Source organism: Achromobacter sp. Marseille-Q0513, from assembly GCF_018195695.1.
Lineage (GTDB): Bacteria > Pseudomonadota > Gammaproteobacteria > Burkholderiales > Burkholderiaceae_B > Achromobacter.
Genome location: NZ_JAGTJY010000015.1, coordinates 1 through 17,545, shown reverse-complemented (window position 1 = coordinate 17,545; position 17,545 = coordinate 1). Strand labels below are relative to the sequence as shown.

The following is a 17,545-nucleotide window of genomic DNA, read 5'->3' as shown; positions in this document are numbered from 1 at the left end:
GAATGGTGTCTGAGCGCCAACCGGGCGGCCGCTGTCAGCCGGCCGCGGGCGCGTCCGCGGACAGCGTGCGCGCCAGCTCGCGCAGCATGGTCTTGCGGCGTTCGCTGTCTTCGTGGGCCTGGCCCAGCGCCGACCATTCTGGCCGGCTGCGCGCTTCTTTCAGCGCGGCCGGCAAGGCGCCCTTGCGCAGGTCCTCGCCATCATGCGGGACGATCCGGATGGGCGTGCGAGCCGCATGGCCGCGATGTTCGAGCGCCGCGATCAGCTCGCGCTGGCGCAGCGCCAGGAGGCGCAGCACGGCGTCGTCCACGCTGATCTCGCGCCAGCCACGCAGCTTGCCCGCCACGCGCTTGCCGAGCTTTTCCACGCCTTGCCACAGCCCGCCCGCGGCCGCGCCGATCAGCATGCCCGTGCCCAGGCTCAGGCCGGCGCTGAACAGGTCCACCGCCGCGCCGGCCATGGCGCCGGCGGCGGCGCCCATGCCCAGCTGCAGGCCCATGTCCTTGAGCGCCTGCGGATGGAACAGGTCCATGCCCCAGCGCTCGCCCTGCAGCGGCAGCGCATCGGTGTCGATGTCGGACGGGCGGAAGTTGTACAGCGCCAGCAGCGCGGTGACGCAGGCCTGTTCGCGTTGGCGCGCCAGCGCGCGCAGGCGTTCGGCCGCCGCCGCCAGCGCGTCGGCGTCATTGGGGCTGGACAGGCGCAGCGCGGCCACGTCGATCAGCAGGTCGGCCAGCAGTTCGAAGGCGGCGGCGCGGCGTTCCCGGCGCTGCCGCGCGAGCGCGTCGGACAGGCGCGCCAGCGCGGCGGCGTGGCGGTCCAGCAGCACGGCGAGCCGGGCGTACAGCTGCTGCTCGCCGTCCAGCGCGGGCGCCACCGTGTCGAATTCCACCACCGCGTGCAGGCCCAGCCGGGCCAGCGCCGCGCGCCAGTCGGCGGCGCGGTGCTGCGGCGCGTTGACGAAGTTCAGCACCGGCAGCAAGGGCCGGCCGCAGGCGGCCAGGATGTCGAGTTCGTCACGGTGCTTGCCCAGCACCGGGTCGCGCGCGTCGATGACATAGAGCGCCGCGTCGCAGTCCAGCATCTTGGCCAGCACGCGCGCTTCCTGTTCGTAGCGGCCGTGAGCTTCCGGCGTGTCCAGGAAGCGGCGCACGCGCGCCGGTCCGTCCAGCCGTTCGCCGGGCGCTTCCAGCCGCTCCAGGTATTCCAGCAGCGAGATGCTGTCCTCCATGCCGGGCGTGTCGAACCATTCCAGCGCGTCGCCGCCCTCGATGCGCAGCCGCGCGCCTTCGACGTGGCGCGTGGTGCCGGGGCTGTCGGCGACTTCGCCGAAGCGCGTGTCGCGCGTCAGCGTGCGCAGCAGCGAGGTCTTGCCGGTGTTGGTGTGTCCCACCACGGCGATGCGGATCAGGGAATCAGCCATGTCCGGTCTCCAGCCAGGCCAGCGCGTTGGCGGATGCCGCCAGCACGGCCTGCGCGGGCAGGCCCAGCGCCGCGAGCTGCGCCCGCCACAGCGGCGCGCGCGCCGGGCCGTCCTCGTGCGCGGGCATCAGCAGCCAGACGCGCGTCTGCTGCGCGTGCGCGGCCAGTTCGGCGATCAGCGTGAGCGTGCCCCGGTCCGGCGTCTGGCGCGCGTCGCAGGCGATCAGGAGGCGCGAGGCGGCGGCGTCGGCCAGCGCGTCGAGGATGCGGCGGCGTTCCTCGCGCGTGTCGAGCCGGCCGGCGATCTGGATGCCGGCGGGCGCGGCGGCCGGCGGCCAGGGCAGGTCGGACGGCAGTTCCAGCGCCAGCAGCACGGGGCGGCCGTCCAGGCCGGCAGGAGCCGCGGCGGACAGGCGCGGCTCGTGCAGCGGGTCGACGGGGCGGTCCAGGCCGGTGGAGACCACGGCGGGTTCCAGCCGGTCGCGCAGCGCGGCGTGGCCGGGCAGCGCGGGGTCGATGCGCAGGCCGGCGAGCCTGCGCCGCAGCACGACCAGGCATAGCAGCGCGGCGGCCAGCCGGGGCAGCACGCCATAGACGACTACCACGCCGATGAGCCACAGCGACCATTGCACCTGGGCGGCGGCAGGCAGGGTCTGGACGCCGTCGCTGGCGAGCACGGTGGCGGCGTCGGGCAACGGGAAGCCCGCCAGGCCCGGCAGCCAGCCGATCGCCTGGGTCAGCCAGACGAAAGTGTCCGGCGCGAGCAGCGTGGTGGCCCAGATGAAGCGATAGCTGGCGGTGGACAGCACCGTCAGCAGCGTCGCCAGGGCGGCGCACAGTCCCGTCAGCCAGAGCAGGTGGCTGACCGTGCCGAACAGCCAGCGCAGCGCGCCGGCGCGCGCCAGCAGGTTGAGCAGGGCCTGGGGCGCCAGCGCCGTGTCCGGGCCGCGCGCCAGCTTGCGCGTGATCCACAGCCAGAGCCGTCCCAGGCCGGTGGCGGCGGCCGGACGCAGCAGGAAGCTGGCCAGCCACAGCAGGAAGGTCAGCGCGTGCAGGCCCAGCAGGGCGCCCAGCGCCCACAGCACGTTGACGGGCCGCGCGCCGTCGCCCAGCGCGCCCAGGGCCAGGCCGATGCCGGAGAACAGCGCCAGCGCGAACAGCGCGGCCAGCACGGCCAGCGCGCTGCGGGTCCAGGTCTGGAGCTGGGCGGGCAGTTGTTCGCGTTCGGCAAGCCGGTGGGCGCGGACCAGGATGCGGGCCGGCAGGCCGCCCTCGGCGCGGCGCGCGGCGCGCACGGCCTCGGCGTCTTCGAGCGGGCCCCAATGGGTTTCGCGCAGGCGGATGATCTCGGCGAGCCAGTACTCGCGCAGCGGGCGGCGGGAGGCGTCGTCCAGGGGCATGGGCAGGTTCGGACCAGGTTGCCACAGCGGCGCGGGGCCGCGGCGGGCGGTGCCCCATTGTAGGGGAGATGCGCGCCGGCTCAGCGCCCGGCGCGGGCGCTGCGGTACTGGCCTGGCGTGACGCCGGCCGCGTCGCGGAAGACCCGCGACAGATGGCTGGCGCTGCCGAAGCCGCTGGCCTGCGCGACGCCGGCCAGGTCGCTCTTGCCGGCGGTCAGCAGGGCCTTGGCGCGCTCGATCCGGCGCGCGCGCACCCAGGCGTGCGGCGGTTCGCCGAAGGAGGCGTGGAACATGCGCGCGAAGTGATAGGTGGACAGCGCCGCCACGCCAGCCAGCTCAGCCAGCGTGAGCGGGGCATCCAGGTGCGCGTCCACGTAGTCCATGACGCGACGGCGCACGGCGGGGGCCAGGCCGCCGCGCGCGGGTTGCGGCGTCTTGCGCGACACGCCCTGGTGCAGCAGCTGGTGCAGCACGGTCTCGGCGGCGCTGCTGGCCGCCAGCCGTTCGTCGGGGCGGCTCCAGTCCGCGCCCAGCAGCGAGCGGCAGACGTCGGTCAGCGAATCGTCGTGGATGTAGGTGCGGTCGCGCAGTTCCAGCGTGCGCGGCTCGCAGTCCAGACGCATGACGGCTTCGCGGGCCAGCCGCTCGGGCGCGATGTACAGGTGCAGGAAGCGCACGTTGTCGTTCATGCTCCAGCGCGAGTAATGCTCGGCGGGCAGCACGCAGAACTTGCCCGCGCCGCCGTGCAGCGAGTCCAGGCCGACGCGGAAGGATTTTTCGCCGCCGCGCAGGTACAGCGACAGGGTATGGTGGCCGGGCATGTCGTAGCCCAGCGTTTCGCGGGCGCTGCGCGACCATTGCGAGATCGCCAGGCCCTCGCCGAGCGTGGCCGCGCGTTCCAGCGTCGCGGTGGAGCCGGACAGGGTGCGGAAGACGGAGAAATCGGCTGGTGCCGACGCGACGGTGCCCATGGAAATCACATGCTACTGCGATCGCGCGCGCCGCGCGCGGGCGCGCGAGCAATAAGCGCAAGAAACGGCAATCGCCGCCGGCTCGGGCGGCGCACACTATAAGCGCACGGCGGCCTGCCGCCGGATTTGCATGTCCCCTATTTTCTTGCCGCGCGCCGCATCGTGAATCTATTCCTGTATCTCCTGACCGTCATCATCTGGGGCACCACCTGGATCGCCATCAAGCTGCAACTCGGCGTGGTGGCGATTCCCGTGTCCATCTTCTACCGCTTCGCGCTGGCGGGCCTGGTGCTGTTCGCTGGCCTGCTGCTGCTGGGCAAGCTGCAGAAGCTGGACCGGCGCGGGCATCTGATGTGCCTGGGACAGGGCCTGTGCCTGTTCTGTTTGAACTTCCTGTGCTTCTACACCGCCACGCAATGGATCCCCAGCGGGCTGGTATCGGTGGTGTTCTCCGCCGCCACGCTGTGGAACGCGTTGAATGCCCGCCTGTGGTTCGGCACCCGCGTCGCGCCGCGCGTGATGCTGGCCGGCGCGCTGGGCTTCACGGGCCTGGTGCTGCTGTTCTGGCCCGAACTGGCCAGCCAGCAGGCCAGCCACGAGACGCTGCTGGGCCTGGGCTTCGCGCTGCTGGGCACGTTCTGCTTCTCGACGGGCAACATGCTGTCATCGCTGCAGCAGCGCAACGGCATCCGGCCGTTGACCGGCAACGCCTACGGCATGCTGTACGGGGCGGCCATCCTGCTGGCGGGCTGCGTCGCGACCGGCCAGCCCTTCCGCTTCGACACCTCCACGCCCTATGTGGGCGCCCTGCTCTATCTGGCGATACCGGGGTCGGTGATCGGCTTCACGGCCTACCTGACGCTGGTGGGCCGCATGGGGCCGGCGCGCGCGGCCTATTGCACGGTGCTGTTCCCGGTGGTGGCGCTGTCGGTCTCGACCTATGCGGAAGGCTATCAGTGGACGATGCCGGCGCTGCTGGGGCTGGCCCTGGTGATGCTGGGCAATCTGCTGGTCTTCACCAAGTGGACGCCCTTCGCGCGCCGGGCGGTGGCCTGAGGCGCGTCAGCCCTGGCGCGGCAACTGTCGCAGCGCGTCCAGCAGGCGGCCGATCTCGTCCTGCGTGGTCAGGTAGCTGACCGAGGCCCGCGCGATCTGCGCCAGCCCGCGCGCCGTCATGTCCAGCGGCGTGTAGCTCACGCCGTTGCTGCCGATGGTCACGCCCTGCGCGGCCAGCGCGCGCTGCACCGCCGGCGCGTCCAGGCCCGCCACATTGAACGACACCAGCCCCGAGCGTTCGCGGCCCTGGTCCAGCACCGTGATGCCGGGCAGCGCGGCCAGTTCGGCGCGCAGGCCCTGGGCGATGGCGTCGACGCGGGCGCGGATCGCATCCAGGCCGATGTCCAGCGCCTCGCGCAGCGCATTGGCCAGCCCGCAGCGTAGCGCCAGCGACGCTTCCGCCGATTCCAGCCGCGCCGCGTCCGGACGCAGCATGGGCGCGCCGTCGGGATCCAGCGGCGCGCTGTGGGTGTCGACCCAGGCCGGCGTCAGCCTGGGCAGGAAATCGCGCCGCACATACAGCAGGCCGGTGCCGCGCGGGCCGCGCAGCGCCTTGCGTCCGGCGCCGGCCAGCACGTCGCAGCCGACCTGCTCCACGTCGATGGGCAACTGGCCCACGGTCTGGGCGGCGTCCACGAAATAGGCGATGCCGTGTTCGCGCGCCACCGCGCCGACCGCGGCGGCCGGATTGATCAGGCCGCCGTTGGCGGGCAGCCAGGTCAGCGCGATCAGGCGCACGCGTTCGTCCAGCATGGCGCGCAGTGCCTCGGGATCGACGCAGCCGTCCTGGTCCGACGGAATGGTCTCCACGCGCGCGCCCGCGCGCTCGGCGAGCAGCCGCATGCAGGCGAGATTGCCGCCCCATTCGTGCCGGCCCACCAGGATGCGGTCGCCGGGCCGCCACGGATTGGCCGTCGCGAACGCGGCAAAGGCCGCGCCCCAGCCGGGCGAATTGCCGCCGGTGAGCGCGATCTCGTCCGGCTGCGCATTGAACAGCCGCGCCGCCAGGGCGCGCGCCGATTCGGTTTCCGCGCGCGCGGCCACGCCGGCTTCCATCGGGCCGCGTTCGGCTTCGCGCAGCAGGTGCGCGCGGATCGCATCCAGCGTGCCGTTCGACGGCAGCGAGGACCCCGCGTGGTTGAAATGGATGGCGCTGCGCGTGCCGGGAGTGGCGGCGCGCAGCGCTGCTACGTCGTGGTCGGTCAGGATCGAGGTCATGGCGGCGGATGATGAGACGGGCGCGGCGCGCCTGGGCCGGCGGGACCGCCCGGCGCGCGCCGCGCTTCAGGGGTGAGACGGACTCAGGCGGCCGTCAGCGCGACCACGGCTTCGATCTCGACGGCCACGCCTTGCGGCAGCGCGGCCACGCCGACGGCGCTGCGCGAGTGGCGGCCGGCGTCGCCGAACACCGCCACCATCAGGTCCGAGGCGCCGTTGGCGACGATGCTCTGGCGGCTGAAATCCGGCGCGCTGGCGACGAACACGCCCAGCTTCACCACGCGCGCCACGCGGTCCAGGCGGTCGCCGGTGGCAGCGGCGATCTGCGACAGCACGCCCAGCGCCGACAGCCGGGCGGCCTCGACGCCGTCGGCCTCGGACACCGCGCCGCCGAGCTGGCCCAGATAGGCGGCCTGGCCGTTCTTGCGCGAGATCTGGCCCGAGATATAGAGCAGATTGCCTTCCTGCACGTAGGACACGTAGTTGGCGGCGGGGGCGGAGGCGGTTTCGAGCGTCAGGCCGAGTTCGGCGACGCGGGCGGAAATGGTGCGGGACATGGATTACCTGCCTGAAAAGGGAATGAAGGGAAAAGGAGCGTTCCAGCTTCAGGCCATGCTATCGGCCCGGGGTCGCCTTGACCAATCAATTTTCCCCGGGCACACATGAATAAAAGTAATGCGTTGCCGGCGCCAGGAGGCATGTCCGACACCGTTCCCGGGACGCAAGGCGACCGCCACGGCAGCAAGCGTTGCGGGGCTGCGCGGATCAGGCCGGCGCACCGGCTTGCGCGGCCGCCTCGACCAGCCAGTCGTGCAGCGTCTGCACGTCGGGATCCGCCGCGCCCCGGCGCGTGACCAGCCACCAGCCGATGCGCGGATCGTCCAGCGCCAGGCCGGGCAAGGCCTCGACCAGCGCGCCGCTGGCCAGTTGCGCGGCGATCATGCGGTGCCGGCCCATCGCGACGCCCTGGCCCGCCAGCGCCGCCTCGATCACGATGTTGTAGTCGTGCAGCGGCACGTTCTGCGCGCCGCCCAGGTCCACGCCCGCGAGCCGCGCCCAGGCGGGCCATTCGAAGGGATTGTGGGAATGCGAGGTCAGCAGCGGATGGCGCAGCAGGTCTTGCGGCGCGCGCGGGCGTTTCCGGCCGGCGATCAGCGACGGCGCGCAGACCACGGACAGGCGCTCGCGCATCAACAGGCGCGCGCGCACGCCGGGCCAGGTCCCCCGGCCGTAGCGGATGGCGGCGTCGACCTCGCCGCCGGCGACGTCCGCCAGGCCGATGTCGGGTTGCAGCTGCAGTTCGATATCGGGATGCGCGGCGCTGAACGCCGGCAACCGTGGCGCCAGCCAGCGCGTGGCGAAGGAGGACAGCAGGCCGATCCTGAGCCGGCGGCGCGGGCGCTGCGGCGCGCGGATTTCCTCGGTGCCCTGGCGCAGCAGCTCGAACGCGGCATGCACGCGCTCGTAGTAGGCCTGCCCCGCGGGCGTCAGCGCCACGGCGCGCGTGCGGCGTTCGAACAGCGCGGCGCCGAGTTCGGCTTCCAGCTTCTGGATGTGATGGCTGATCGCGCTTTGCGTGACGTACAGCTCCTCCCCCGCCAGGCTGAAGCTCAGGCGCCGGGCCGCGGCCTCGAAGGCGCGCAGGGAAACCAGGGCGGGCAGGGATCGCGGGGAGCGCATGGCGGCATGACGGATGGCTGGGGCCGGAACGGGGCCGGCGGATGCGCGTCATGCTACGCCCGACCGGCGCAAATGCAAAAAGCCCGCAACCTGGGTTGCGGGCTCTTCAGGGGTACTGCGGGTACTGCGAAATCTTGGCTCCCCGAGCTGGGCTCGAACCAGCGACCTGCGGATTAACAGTCCGTCGCTCTACCGACTGAGCTATCGGGGAACAGGTAGAGGGGGCGAATTATGCACAAATTTTTCGAGGAATGCAAAACGGCGGATGCGGGCCGTTGGAAACACGCCATGTCCGACGGATGCCGGTACTTCAGGCCGGTGCGGCCTATGTCTTCGACAGCAACAGCCTGATGCCTGCATAGGCGAAGGCCACGGACAGGATCCCTTCTATCCAGCGCTTCGACTTCTGGTAGGTCCGGACCATCAGCGGCGTGGAAAACACCAATGCGTATCCGCCAAAGACAAGAACGCCGAGCATCGCGCAACCCGCGATGATGGCCTGGAACGAGTACGCGGGCGAGTTGGCTCGCAGCCCCAGGGACATGATGGCGATCCAGGCCAGCACGGCCTTCGGATTGGTGAGGTGCAGCAGGACGCCCCGGCGATAGAGCTGCCACTTGTTGGACGCCGCGCCGCCTGCTGCGGACGATGGACGCCCTGCCGTGAGCGCCGACCTGGCCGCCTTCCAGGCCAGATAGAGCAGGTACAGGCCGCCGGCGATCTTGATGACGAACAGCGCATCGGCATAGCTCGCCAGGAGCGCGGAGATGCCCGTGGCCGCGAGGACCGCCCAGAACATGCTGCCGGTCGTGACGCCCAGCGCCAGGGCCAGGGCCGACGAGCGGCCCTGGCTCATCGCCACGCCCATGATGGCCATGTTGCTGGGACCGGGACTCGCGGTGGCGATCAGATAGGTCGCGTAGACGGGCAGCAGCTGTTGCAGGTGTTCGATGACCATGGCCTTGGGCCTCGCGATGGCGGGACTGGCCGTCCCGGTGTGCTAGACGATGTCGCCCCGATGGACCAGGTGAATCTTGTTGCCGTCGGGATCGCGCAGGTAGGCGCCATAGTAGCCGTCGCCGTAGTGGGGCCGGGGGCCCGGGGCGCCTTCATCGGCGCCGCCGGCGGCAAGCCCGGCGGCATGCGCTTGTCTCACCGCCTCTGCGTCGGGGGCGAGGAACGCCACCATGCTGCCATTGCCCACGGTGGCCGGCTTGCGGTCAAACGGCGAGTAGGCGTAGAACCGTGGCAGCGTCGATCCGGGGAGGATCCAGCAGCGCGATTCGGGGCCGCCATCGGGCGTGACCGGACGCTGGCGCAGGCCCAGCGGCTGCAGGATCGCGTCGTAGAACACAGATGCGCGAGTCAGGTCGCTGACGCCGACCGTGATGTGGCTGAACATGAATCTGCGTCTCCAGGTTGCGGGGAGAATCCGTTGGTGCCGGTGAAAGGAATCGAACCCTCGACCTTCTCATTACAAGTGAGCTGCTCTACCAACTGAGCTACACCGGCAAGGCGCGCCATGGGGCACGCGCGGGGACTGCATTGTAATGAAAAACGCAGCCCCCGGCATGGAACGGCGCGCGCGGGCAGGCCGCGCGCGCCGGGTGTCGCGGGCCGGGCCAGGCAGGCCCGGCCGGACTTACTTGACGATGGTCAGGCGCGGGCGCTTGGGCTCGTCGCCGCCGGTGTCGTCGCCGGACGGCGAGGCGGCATCGGCTGTGCCCTCTTCGGCCGGCTCGGCCGTGCCTTGCGCGCCGGCGGCCGGCGGCTCGTAGGGCTGCACTTCGAAGCCCATGCCGGCGCCGGTCTCGCGCGCGTAGATGGCGCTGACGGCGCCCACGGGAACGTAGACGTTCTCGGTCACGCCGCTGAAGCGGGCCTGGAATTCGATGAATTCGTTGCCCAGCACCAGGCGGTTGGTGGCCAGCGTGCCCACGTTCAGCGTGATCTGGCCGTCGCGCACATGGGCCATCGGCACCATGGTGTGCTCGTCGACCTGCACGGTGATGTAAGGCGTATAGCCGTTATCGGTGCACCACTCGTGCAGCGCGCGGATCAGGTACGGTTTGGTCGAAGTTTCACCCATCTGACTGCCTTAGCGACGCATGACCTTTTCCGAAGGCGTCAGCGCTTCGATGTAGGCCGGGCGCGAGAAGATGCGCTCGGCGTACTTCTGCAGCGGAGCCGCGTTCTTCGGCAGTTCGATGCCGTAGTGGTCCAGGCGCCACAGCAGCGGGGCCACGGCCACGTCCAGCATGGAGAATTCCTCGCCCAGCATGTACTTGTTCTTCAGCAGCATGGGGGCCAGCTGGGCCAGGCGGTCGCGGATGTTCTGGCGCGCGTTGGCCAGCTTCTTCTCGTCGGGCTTGGCGCTGCGGTCTTCCAGCGTCGAGACGTGAACGAACAGTTCCTTCTCGAAGTTGTAGAGGAACAGGCGGGTGCGGGCGCGCATGACCGGATCGGCCGGCATCAGCTGCGGGTGCGGGAAGCGCTCGTCGATGTACTCGTTGATGATGTTCGACTCGTACAGGACCAGGTCGCGCTCGACCAGAATGGGCACTTGACCGTACGGGTTCATCACCGAGATGTCTTCGGGCTTGTTGTACAGGTCGATGTCGCGGATCTCGAAATCCATGCCTTTCTCGAACAACACGAAGCGGCAGCGTTGCGAAAACGGACACGTGGTTCCGGAATAGAGCACCATCATGGCGATAAGTCCTTGTATAAAAAGCGAAAGGCCAGCGCCTTAATCTAGCAGGCGCTGGCCCCGATTGCCAGGCGGGACAGGCGGTACGGCCCTGTCCGCTGGTCCCGTCCCTGTTTTCATGGGGACGGAAGCACCTGGCGGGGCGTTGCGGTTAACGTACGTGCTTCCAGTAGGAGGCGTTCAGGCGCCACATTACCAGGAAGAACAACAGCAGGAACAACATGACGCCGACGCCGAGCTGCACGCGGAAGGTCTGGACGGGTTCGGACATCCAGGCCATGAACGCGGTCAGGTCGGCCACGTCGTTGTCGTATGTTGCGACTTGGGCCGGGTTGGCGGCCTTGAATTTAGCCTCAAACGTGGCGTGGCCGTGGTAATTCGCCACCGGCTCGGCCTTCACGTTTGCAAAACCTTGAGCATCGTACACCGTCGTGACCTTTTCCCAGGTCTTGGGCGTGCCTTCCTTGCCCTCGACTTCGTGCATGGCCACCGTGGTCAGCTCGCGCGGACCCTGGCGTTCCCACAGCGCGTGGGGCATGCCCACGGCCGGGAAGACCAGGTTGTTCCAGCCCGTGGCGCGCGAGGTGTCGCGGTAGAACGTGCGCAGATAGGTGTAGATGTAGTCCGAGCCCGAGGGGCCGGCGTTCACCGACTTGGCGCGCGCGATCACGGACAGGTCCGGCGGCGTGGTGCCAAACCACTTCTTGGCATCCTTGGACGTCATGGCGACGTGCATCATGTCGCCGACCTTCTCGCCCGTGAACAGCAGGCTTTCCTTGATCTGCTGGTCGGTCAGGCCGATGTCCCGCAGCTTGTTGTAGCGCATCGAGGACGCGCTATGGCAGTTCAGACAGTAGTTGACGAACAGCTTGGCCCCATTTTGCAGCGAGGCGACGTCATTGACGCGGTACGGGGCTTTTTCCAGGGGGAAGCCGCCCTCCGCGGCGAAAGTGGCGGTGCACGTGAGCATCATCAGTGCCACGGCGCCAATCAGCTTCTTGATCATGGTCGGTCCGTTATCTCGTGGGCTCAGTGGGGCTGGAACGTGACGCGCTCGGGCACGGGCTTGAACGTGCCCAGGCGGCTCCAGACCGGCATCAGGAAGAAGAATGCCAGGTACAGCAGCGTGCCGATCTGCGACGTCAGGTTCAGCGGCGGGCTGGGCGGCTGCGTGCCGATGTAGCCCAGGACGAGGAAGTTGACCATGAAGATGCCGTAGATCCACTTGTGCCAGGTCGGGCGGTAGCGGATCGACTTGACCGGCGAATGGTCCAGCCACGGGAGGAAGAACAGGATGACCACGGTGCCGCCCATGGCGACCACGCCCCAGAACTTGGCGTCGATCGCGCGCAGCAGGATGGCCACGACGATCAGGATGCCGGGGACGGCGACGCGCAGGATGCCCTTCAGGTTGCTCTTGACCAGCAGCGCGATGGCGCCCAGCACGGACGCGCCCGCCAGCACCCAGGTGAACTCGTCGGTGGTGGCGCGCAGCATGGAGTAGAACGGCGTGAAGTACCAGACCGGCGCGATGTGCGGCGGCGTCTTCAGCGAGTCGGCGGGGATGAAGTTGTTGAACTCCAGGAAGTACCCGCCCATTTCCGGCGCGAAGAACACGATGGCCGCGAACACCAGCAGGAAGCCCGCCACGCCCACCAGGTCATGCACGGTGTAGAACGGGTGGAACGGGATGCCGTCCTTCGGGCGGCCGTACTTGTCCTTCGGGCCCTGCTTGATCTCGATGCCGTCCGGGTTGTTCGAGCCGACTTCGTGCAGCGCCACCAGGTGGGCGGCGACCAGGCCGACCAGCACCAGCGGGATGGCGATGACGTGGAAGGCGAAGAAGCGGTTCAGCGTGGCGTCGGACACGACGTAGTCGCCGCGGATCCAGATCGACAGCTCGGGGCCGATGAACGGAATGGCGGCGAACAGGTTCACGATCACCTGGGCGCCCCAGTAGGACATCTGGCCCCAGGGCAGCAGGTAGCCGAAGAAGGCTTCCGCCATCAGACAGAGGAAGATCGCGACGCCGAAGATCCAGACCAGTTCGCGCGGCTTGCGGTACGAACCGTAGAGCAGCCCGCGCAGCATGTGCAGGTAGACCACGACGAAGAACATCGAGGCGCCGGTCGAGTGCATGTAGCGCACCAGCCAGCCCCACGGGACTTCGCGCATGATGTATTCGACGGACTGGAACGCGCGTTCGGCGTCCGGCTTGTAATGCATGACCAGGAAGATCCCGGTCACGATCTGCAGCACCAGCACCAGCAGTGCCAGCGAGCCGAAGAAATACCAGAAGTTGAAATTCTTCGGCGCGTAGTATTCAGACAGATGGGCTTTCCAGGTGGACGTCACCGGAAAGCGCCGGTCCAGCCAGCCCAGCAGGCCTGTTGTCTCGACGGTTTTCTCGCCAGCCATGTAACGGCTCCTTCTCTCACGTGGCGTATTGTTTTACTTACGCAATTCGGGAATGAAAGCGCGACGCGGGCGTCAGGCTTTGTTGTCTTCGTCGACGCCCACGATGATGCGGGTGTCGCTCAGATACTGGTACGGCGGAACTTCGAGGTTGTCGGGCGCGGGCTTGTTCTTGTAGACGCGGCCGGCCAAGTCGAATGTGGAGCCGTGGCACGGACAGAGGAAGCCGCCCTGCCAGCTGGCGCCCAGGCCGCCGCCGCCGCCGGTTTCGAAGTGGGCGGTGGGCGAGCAGCCGAGGTGGGTACAGATGCCGACGCAGACGAAGATCTCGGGCTTGCGCGAGCGGCCTTCGTTTTCGGCGTATTTGGGCGTGAAGCCGGGGCGCTTGGAGTTCGGATCGGCCAGCAGCGCGTCCTGGGATTTCAGGCCGGCGAGCTGTTCGGGGGAGCGGTGGATGATCCACACGGGCTTGCCGCGCCATTCCACCGTCTTCATCGCGCCGACGGGAATGTCGCCGATGTCCACTTCCACGGGGGCGCCGGCGGCGCGGGCCTTTTCCGAGGGGGAAAACGTGCTGACCAGCGGCACGGCTGTTGCTACACCTGCTACGCCACCGACAGCACAGGCGGTGGTTACCCAGAAACGTCGCGAAGGATCGGGCGGCAGATTGGGATCAACCGCACCGTCATCGTCGTCATGCACCAGCGTATCCTGACTCATCTTCCTATCCTTGTTGATGCGCCCGCTCTACGAGTAGCATCACTTCTGCGGCATCGGGTTCGCGGGAAAATGTAACAACATAGCAACCGCGTATTATAGCGTCGCCCATTCTAGGGCGTATCACGAAGGGAGTGCTATTTATGAGCAAAGCGGGTGGTTTTATCAAAGAGTTCCGAGATTTCGCCGTCAAGGGCAACGCGGTCGACCTGGCCGTCGGTGTCATCATTGGCGCGGCGTTCGGCAAGATCGTCGACTCGCTGGTCAAGGACATCGTGATGCCGCTGGTCAACTTCCTGCTGGGCGGCTCGGTCGATTTCTCGAACAAGTTCCTCGTCCTCTCCATGCCTGCCGGCTATAACGGTCCGATGACCTACGCCGATCTCTCCAAGGCCGGCGCCAACGTCTTCGCCTGGGGCAACTTCGTCACCATCATCATCAACTTCGTGTTGCTGGCGTTCGTGATCTTCTGGATGGTCAAGGCCATCTACAAGGCGCGCGCCAAGTCCGAGGAAGTGCCGGCCGCGCCCGCTGCCACGCCGGAAGACGTGGCCCTGCTGCGTGAAATCCGCGATCTGTTGAAGAAATGAGCATGACCCCCCTGCGTCGCGCGCATTGCCAGGGGGGCTTTCACCCAGACGTGACCCGATAGAAAAAACGCCCCTTCCCGGGGCGTTTTTCTTGCCTGCGCATCTTCGCGGCCTGGCGCCGCGGCGCGCTTGCGTCCGGGCGGTCAGACGGGGTTGTCGATGTCCACGAACTCGACCTTGATGCCGAAGCGCTCGGCCACGGCCTGTCCCAGCGCCTGGACGCCGTAGCGCTCGGTGGCATGGTGGCCCGCGCCGATGAAGCCCACGCCGGTCTCGCGCGCCAGGTGCACGGTGGATTCGGAGACCTCGCCCGTGATGTAGGCGGTGGCGCCGGCGTCCACCGCGTCGGCCAGCATGCCCTGCGCGCCGCCGGTGCACCAGGCCACGCGGCCCAGCGGCTGGCTCGGATCGCCCACCACCAGCGGCTCGCGGCCCAGGCGTTCGCGCACGCGCGCGGCCAGGTCGCCCAGCGTGGCCAGGCCGGGGGCGTCGCCCAGCCAGACGAGATTGTCCTGCCCACAGGTGCGTGGCGTGCCGTCGTCGCGCAGCGACGGCGCCAGGCCCAGCACGCGGGCCAGTTGGGCGTTGTTGCCCAGCTGCGGATGGGCGTCCAGCGGCAGGTGGTAGGCGTACAGGTTCAGGTCGTTGTTCAGCGCCAGCGCCATGCGGGTGCGGCGGGTGCCGATGACGCGGCGGTCCTCGTTGCGCCACATCCAGCCGTGATGGACCAGCACCGCGTCCGCGCCGCGCTCGACAGCCACGCGCAAGAGCGCCTCGCTGGCGGTGACTCCGGTGATAATGTGTCCGATCTCGGAACGGCCTTCCACCTGCAGCCCGTTGGGGCAGTAGTCCTTGAATCGAGGGGCCTGCAGGGTGTCGTCCAGCCAGTCGGCCAGGACGCGGGAATCCACTTTTTGCATTGCTAGTCCTATCAGAAACATGCGCCGATATTGGCTGATCTTCGCTCAGGCCGTCACGGTCTGCCTGGGTATTCTATTCGTCGTCACCACCTTGCGGCCCGACCTGCTGCGGCTGGCGGGGCCTGCGGCCGCGCCGGCCGTCCAGGCCGCTGTGCCCGCCGGGCCGCCGGCGACGCGCGCCGCCGGGCTGGCGTCCTACGCCGACGGCGTGGCCCGCGCCGCGCCGGCCGTGGTCAACGTCTACACGACCAAGCTCGTGAACGTGCCGCTGATTCCCCTGCCGGACGATCCCATCCTGCGCCAGCTGTTCGGCAACATGCCTGGCGCCAGCCGCCAGCAGGCCACCACCAGCCTGGGCTCGGGCGTGATCGTGAGCCAGGACGGCTTCGTGCTGACAAATTATCACGTGGTGCAGGCGGCCGAGGCCATCGAGGTGGCGCTGGCCGATGGCCGCAAGGATAGCGCCAAGGTGGTGGGCGCCGATCCGGACACGGACCTGGCGGTGCTCAAGCTGGGCAGCCTGCGCAACCTGCCCACCGCCGTGCTGGCACCCGACAAGGGGCTGCGCGTGGGCGACGTGGTGCTGGCGATCGGCAATCCGTTCGGCGTGGGCCAGACCACGACGCAAGGCATCGTGTCGGCGCTGGGCCGCAACGGGCTGGGCCTGAACACCTACGAGCATTTCATCCAGACCGATGCGGCGATCAACCCCGGCAATTCGGGCGGCGCGCTGGTCGACGCCCAGGGCAGTCTGGTCGGCATCAACACCGCGATCTATTCGGAGTCCGGCGGCTCGATGGGCATCGGCTTCGCCACGCCCATCGACATCGCGCGCAGGGTCATGGACGAGATCGTCAAGACCGGCAAGGTCAAGCGCGGCTGGCTGGGCATCGAGCCGCAGGACATCACGCCCGAGCTGGCGCGCGCGTTCCAGCTGGAGCGCGACGCCGGCGGCGTGATCATCGCCGGCGTGCTGCGCGACGGCCCGGCGGCTCGCGCCGGCCTGCGCGTGGGCGATATCGTGCAGTCGGTGAACGGCAAGCCCATGATCAGCACCAATGGCCTGCTGGCCGAGATCGCGCAGCTGCCGACCGGCGAGCGCGCCCGGCTGGGCCTGCTGCGCGGGGGCAAGATCAGCGAGCTGGACGTCGTGGTGGGCACGCGGCCGGGCCGGCCGCGCTAGGGATTGCCGCGGCTGCGCCTGACGCGCCGAAGCGTCTAGCTCGCGGGCCGGCCGTCGAGCAGGATGCGGACCACGGTCAGCACCTGTTTCTTGGTGGCGTCGGGGCGGCTGCGCAACAGCGCGCAGATTTCGGTGCAATAGCCGTCGCCCGGCTGGGCGGCGTCTTGCAGCACATGCGGCGGGGCCGCGCGATCACCGGGTCCGGAGGCGGGGGCCACGCCGTCGGTCAGCCAGACGGCGCTGGTGTCCAGCGCCTTGGCCAGGCGCAGCACCGTGCGGCGGTCGGGCCAGTAGTGGTCTCCGCGATTGAGGATGCGATGGATGCAGGACTGCGGCACGCCGGAAATGCGGGCCAGCTGGTTTTGGCTTTTGATGCCGCGCCACCGCATCAGGGCGCTCAGGCGTTGGGCTAGGGACATGAGTGCAATGTAGGATTGCAGTCATGTCCCCGCAAGGTGAAACGGTCTTACTTCAGTGGCGCTCGGTGAGGGAATCCGATGCCGGATCGTCCTCGGCGGCGCGCCTGGGCGAGACCATGCGTGCGCAGATCAGGCCGACCTCGTACAGCAGGCACAGCGGCACGGCCAGCATAAACTGGCTGACCACGTCGGGCGGCGTGACCACCGCCGCGATGATAAAGGCGCCCACCACCACGTAGCCGCGCGCGGCCTTGAGCTTGGACAGCTCGACCACGCCCATCTTGACCAGCAGCACCACGGCCACGGGCACCTCGAAGGTGATGCCGAAGGCCAGGAACATGGTCATGACGAAGCTCAGGTAGGCCTCGATGTCCGGCGCCGGCGTGATCGACTGCGGCGCGAAGGTGGCGATGAAGTGGAAGACCGTGCGGAACACCACGAAATAGCAGAACGCCATGCCGGCCAGGAACAGCACCGTGCTGGAGACGATCAGCGGCAGCGCCAGCCGCTTTTCATGGCGGTACAGGCCGGGCGCGACGAAGGCCCAGGCCTGGTACAGCACCACCGGCAGCGAGATGATGAAGGCCGCCATCATGGTGACCTTGACCGGCACCATGAAGGGCGTGATGACGCCGGTGGCGATCATGCGCGTGCCCTGCGGCAGCGAGGCCAGCATGGGCTGGGCCAGCGCGTCATAGATCGGCGAGGCGCCGGGATAGATGAACAGCACGATGAACACGCCCACGATCGCGGCGGCGGCGCGCAGCAGGCGGGAGCGCAGCTCGACCAGGTGGGAGATGAAGCTCTCCTGCTGGCCGTCTTCTTGTTGGGAGGCGTCCTGGGT

19 protein-coding genes and 2 tRNA genes are annotated in these 17,545 nt (G+C 68.9%); 3 read left to right on the top strand and 18 right to left on the bottom strand.

Annotated features, from left to right (window positions below):
• Window positions 1–34: 34 nt before the first annotated feature.
• The 3 genes from KDH83_RS05635 to KDH83_RS05625 all read right to left on the bottom strand — a co-directional run bounded on the left by KDH83_RS05635 (window position 35) and on the right by KDH83_RS05625 (window position 3,793).
• Window positions 35–1,423 carry a GTPase/DUF3482 domain-containing protein gene (locus tag KDH83_RS05635; RefSeq protein WP_212313412.1) on the bottom strand — a complete coding sequence of 463 codons (1,389 nt, stop codon included), beginning with the start codon at window positions 1,421–1,423 and terminating at the stop codon, window positions 35–37.
• On the bottom strand, window positions 1,416–2,822 hold the full coding sequence (locus KDH83_RS05630; RefSeq protein ID WP_212313410.1) for a DUF2868 domain-containing protein: 1,407 nt from the start codon (window positions 2,820–2,822) through the stop codon (window positions 1,416–1,418). The genes KDH83_RS05635 and KDH83_RS05630 overlap by 8 nt, the downstream gene beginning before the upstream one ends.
• A gap of 80 nt (window positions 2,823–2,902) precedes the next feature.
• On the bottom strand, window positions 2,903–3,793 hold the full coding sequence (locus KDH83_RS05625) for an AraC family transcriptional regulator (RefSeq protein ID WP_212313408.1): 891 nt from the start codon (window positions 3,791–3,793) through the stop codon (window positions 2,903–2,905).
• Window positions 3,794–3,955: 162 nt separating this feature from the next.
• Here KDH83_RS05625 and KDH83_RS05620 point away from each other — a divergent pair, with 162 nt between their 5' ends.
• A complete protein-coding gene (locus KDH83_RS05620) occupies window positions 3,956–4,849 on the top strand; it encodes a DMT family transporter (protein ID WP_212313406.1) in 894 nt (297 codons plus the stop codon).
• A 6-nt stretch (window positions 4,850–4,855) separates the two neighbouring features.
• Here KDH83_RS05620 and KDH83_RS05615 read toward each other — a convergent pair whose 3' ends face one another.
• The 12 genes from KDH83_RS05615 to petA all read right to left on the bottom strand — a co-directional run bounded on the left by KDH83_RS05615 (window position 4,856) and on the right by petA (window position 13,592).
• Window positions 4,856–6,067, bottom strand: a complete 1,212-nt coding sequence (locus KDH83_RS05615; RefSeq protein ID WP_212313404.1) for an aminotransferase class V-fold PLP-dependent enzyme — start codon at window positions 6,065–6,067, stop codon at window positions 4,856–4,858.
• Window positions 6,068–6,150: 83 nt separating this feature from the next.
• Window positions 6,151–6,624 carry a RidA family protein gene (locus KDH83_RS05610; RefSeq protein ID WP_103271966.1) on the bottom strand — a complete coding sequence of 158 codons (474 nt, stop codon included), beginning with the start codon at window positions 6,622–6,624 and terminating at the stop codon, window positions 6,151–6,153.
• Window positions 6,625–6,832: 208 nt separating this feature from the next.
• Window positions 6,833–7,747 carry a transcriptional regulator GcvA gene (gene gcvA, locus KDH83_RS05605; RefSeq protein ID WP_212313402.1) on the bottom strand — a complete coding sequence of 305 codons (915 nt, stop codon included), beginning with the start codon at window positions 7,745–7,747 and terminating at the stop codon, window positions 6,833–6,835.
• Between the two features lie 135 nt (window positions 7,748–7,882).
• Window positions 7,883–7,958: transfer RNA gene (locus tag KDH83_RS05600), tRNA-Asn, on the bottom strand.
• Window positions 7,959–8,072: 114 nt separating this feature from the next.
• Window positions 8,073–8,705, bottom strand: a complete 633-nt coding sequence (locus tag KDH83_RS05595; RefSeq protein WP_212313400.1) for a LysE family translocator — start codon at window positions 8,703–8,705, stop codon at window positions 8,073–8,075.
• A 42-nt stretch (window positions 8,706–8,747) separates the two neighbouring features.
• Window positions 8,748–9,149 carry a VOC family protein gene (locus KDH83_RS05590; RefSeq protein ID WP_212313398.1) on the bottom strand — a complete coding sequence of 134 codons (402 nt, stop codon included), beginning with the start codon at window positions 9,147–9,149 and terminating at the stop codon, window positions 8,748–8,750.
• A gap of 34 nt (window positions 9,150–9,183) precedes the next feature.
• A tRNA-Thr gene (locus KDH83_RS05585) sits at window positions 9,184–9,259 on the bottom strand.
• A gap of 130 nt (window positions 9,260–9,389) precedes the next feature.
• A complete protein-coding gene (locus tag KDH83_RS05580; RefSeq protein WP_103271968.1) occupies window positions 9,390–9,836 on the bottom strand; it encodes a ClpXP protease specificity-enhancing factor in 447 nt (148 codons plus the stop codon).
• Between the two features lie 9 nt (window positions 9,837–9,845).
• Window positions 9,846–10,457, bottom strand: coding sequence for a glutathione S-transferase N-terminal domain-containing protein (locus KDH83_RS05575; RefSeq protein WP_006388039.1), 612 nt, complete (start codon window positions 10,455–10,457; stop codon window positions 9,846–9,848).
• Window positions 10,458–10,608: 151 nt separating this feature from the next.
• Window positions 10,609–11,463, bottom strand: a complete 855-nt coding sequence (locus KDH83_RS05570) for a cytochrome c1 (protein ID WP_212313396.1) — start codon at window positions 11,461–11,463, stop codon at window positions 10,609–10,611.
• 23 nt (window positions 11,464–11,486) lie between these two features.
• Window positions 11,487–12,875 (bottom strand): cytochrome bc complex cytochrome b subunit, encoded by a 1,389-nt coding sequence (locus KDH83_RS05565; RefSeq protein ID WP_212313394.1) that lies wholly within the window; start codon window positions 12,873–12,875, stop codon window positions 11,487–11,489.
• 72 nt (window positions 12,876–12,947) lie between these two features.
• Window positions 12,948–13,592, bottom strand: a complete 645-nt coding sequence (gene petA / locus KDH83_RS05560; RefSeq protein ID WP_212313392.1) for a ubiquinol-cytochrome c reductase iron-sulfur subunit — start codon at window positions 13,590–13,592, stop codon at window positions 12,948–12,950.
• Between the two features lie 140 nt (window positions 13,593–13,732).
• Between petA and mscL the strand changes: the two genes are divergently transcribed.
• Complete coding sequence (mscL, locus tag KDH83_RS05555; RefSeq protein WP_212313391.1) at window positions 13,733–14,179, top strand: large conductance mechanosensitive channel protein MscL; 447 nt, start codon at window positions 13,733–13,735, stop codon at window positions 14,177–14,179.
• Between the two features lie 143 nt (window positions 14,180–14,322).
• On the opposite strand, the gene KDH83_RS05550 is transcribed toward mscL, so the two are convergent.
• Window positions 14,323–15,099 carry a Nif3-like dinuclear metal center hexameric protein gene (locus KDH83_RS05550; protein WP_212313390.1) on the bottom strand — a complete coding sequence of 259 codons (777 nt, stop codon included), beginning with the start codon at window positions 15,097–15,099 and terminating at the stop codon, window positions 14,323–14,325.
• Between the two features lie 19 nt (window positions 15,100–15,118).
• Between KDH83_RS05550 and KDH83_RS05545 the strand changes: the two genes are divergently transcribed.
• On the top strand, window positions 15,119–16,282 hold the full coding sequence (locus KDH83_RS05545; RefSeq protein ID WP_212313389.1) for a trypsin-like peptidase domain-containing protein: 1,164 nt from the start codon (window positions 15,119–15,121) through the stop codon (window positions 16,280–16,282).
• A 35-nt stretch (window positions 16,283–16,317) separates the two neighbouring features.
• Here the strand turns inward: KDH83_RS05545 and KDH83_RS05540 are convergent, their stop codons facing one another.
• Window positions 16,318–16,701, bottom strand: a complete 384-nt coding sequence (locus KDH83_RS05540; protein ID WP_212313388.1) for a helix-turn-helix transcriptional regulator — start codon at window positions 16,699–16,701, stop codon at window positions 16,318–16,320.
• Between the two features lie 52 nt (window positions 16,702–16,753).
• A partial coding sequence (gene tatC / locus KDH83_RS05535) for a twin-arginine translocase subunit TatC (RefSeq protein WP_249204874.1) occupies window positions 16,754–17,545 on the bottom strand: 792 nt, incomplete at its 5' end.

Bases quoted from the DNA above. Each gene is read 5' to 3' on its own strand.
- KDH83_RS05635 (WP_212313412.1), bottom strand. From the start codon at position 1,423: ATGGCTGATTCCCTGATCCGCATCGCCGTGGTGGGACACACCAACACC.
- KDH83_RS05630 (WP_212313410.1), bottom strand. From the start codon at position 2,822: ATGCCCCTGGACGACGCCTCCCGCCGCCCGCTGCGCGAGTACTGGCTC.
- KDH83_RS05625 (WP_212313408.1), bottom strand. From the start codon at position 3,793: ATGGGCACCGTCGCGTCGGCACCAGCCGATTTCTCCGTCTTCCGCACC.
- KDH83_RS05615 (WP_212313404.1), bottom strand. From the start codon at position 6,067: ATGACCTCGATCCTGACCGACCACGACGTAGCAGCGCTGCGCGCCGCC.
- KDH83_RS05610 (WP_103271966.1), bottom strand. From the start codon at position 6,624: ATGTCCCGCACCATTTCCGCCCGCGTCGCCGAACTCGGCCTGACGCTC.
- gcvA (WP_212313402.1), bottom strand. From the start codon at position 7,747: ATGCGCTCCCCGCGATCCCTGCCCGCCCTGGTTTCCCTGCGCGCCTTC.
- KDH83_RS05595 (WP_212313400.1), bottom strand. From the start codon at position 8,705: ATGGTCATCGAACACCTGCAACAGCTGCTGCCCGTCTACGCGACCTAT.
- KDH83_RS05590 (WP_212313398.1), bottom strand. From the start codon at position 9,149: ATGTTCAGCCACATCACGGTCGGCGTCAGCGACCTGACTCGCGCATCT.
- KDH83_RS05580 (WP_103271968.1), bottom strand. From the start codon at position 9,836: ATGGGTGAAACTTCGACCAAACCGTACCTGATCCGCGCGCTGCACGAG.
- KDH83_RS05575 (WP_006388039.1), bottom strand. From the start codon at position 10,457: ATGATGGTGCTCTATTCCGGAACCACGTGTCCGTTTTCGCAACGCTGC.
- KDH83_RS05570 (WP_212313396.1), bottom strand. From the start codon at position 11,463: ATGATCAAGAAGCTGATTGGCGCCGTGGCACTGATGATGCTCACGTGC.
- KDH83_RS05565 (WP_212313394.1), bottom strand. From the start codon at position 12,875: ATGGCTGGCGAGAAAACCGTCGAGACAACAGGCCTGCTGGGCTGGCTG.
- petA (WP_212313392.1), bottom strand. From the start codon at position 13,592: ATGAGTCAGGATACGCTGGTGCATGACGACGATGACGGTGCGGTTGAT.
- mscL (WP_212313391.1), top strand. From the start codon at position 13,733: ATGAGCAAAGCGGGTGGTTTTATCAAAGAGTTCCGAGATTTCGCCGTC.
- KDH83_RS05550 (WP_212313390.1), bottom strand. From the start codon at position 15,099: ATGCAAAAAGTGGATTCCCGCGTCCTGGCCGACTGGCTGGACGACACC.
- KDH83_RS05545 (WP_212313389.1), top strand. From the start codon at position 15,119: ATGCGCCGATATTGGCTGATCTTCGCTCAGGCCGTCACGGTCTGCCTG.
- KDH83_RS05540 (WP_212313388.1), bottom strand. From the start codon at position 16,701: ATGTCCCTAGCCCAACGCCTGAGCGCCCTGATGCGGTGGCGCGGCATC.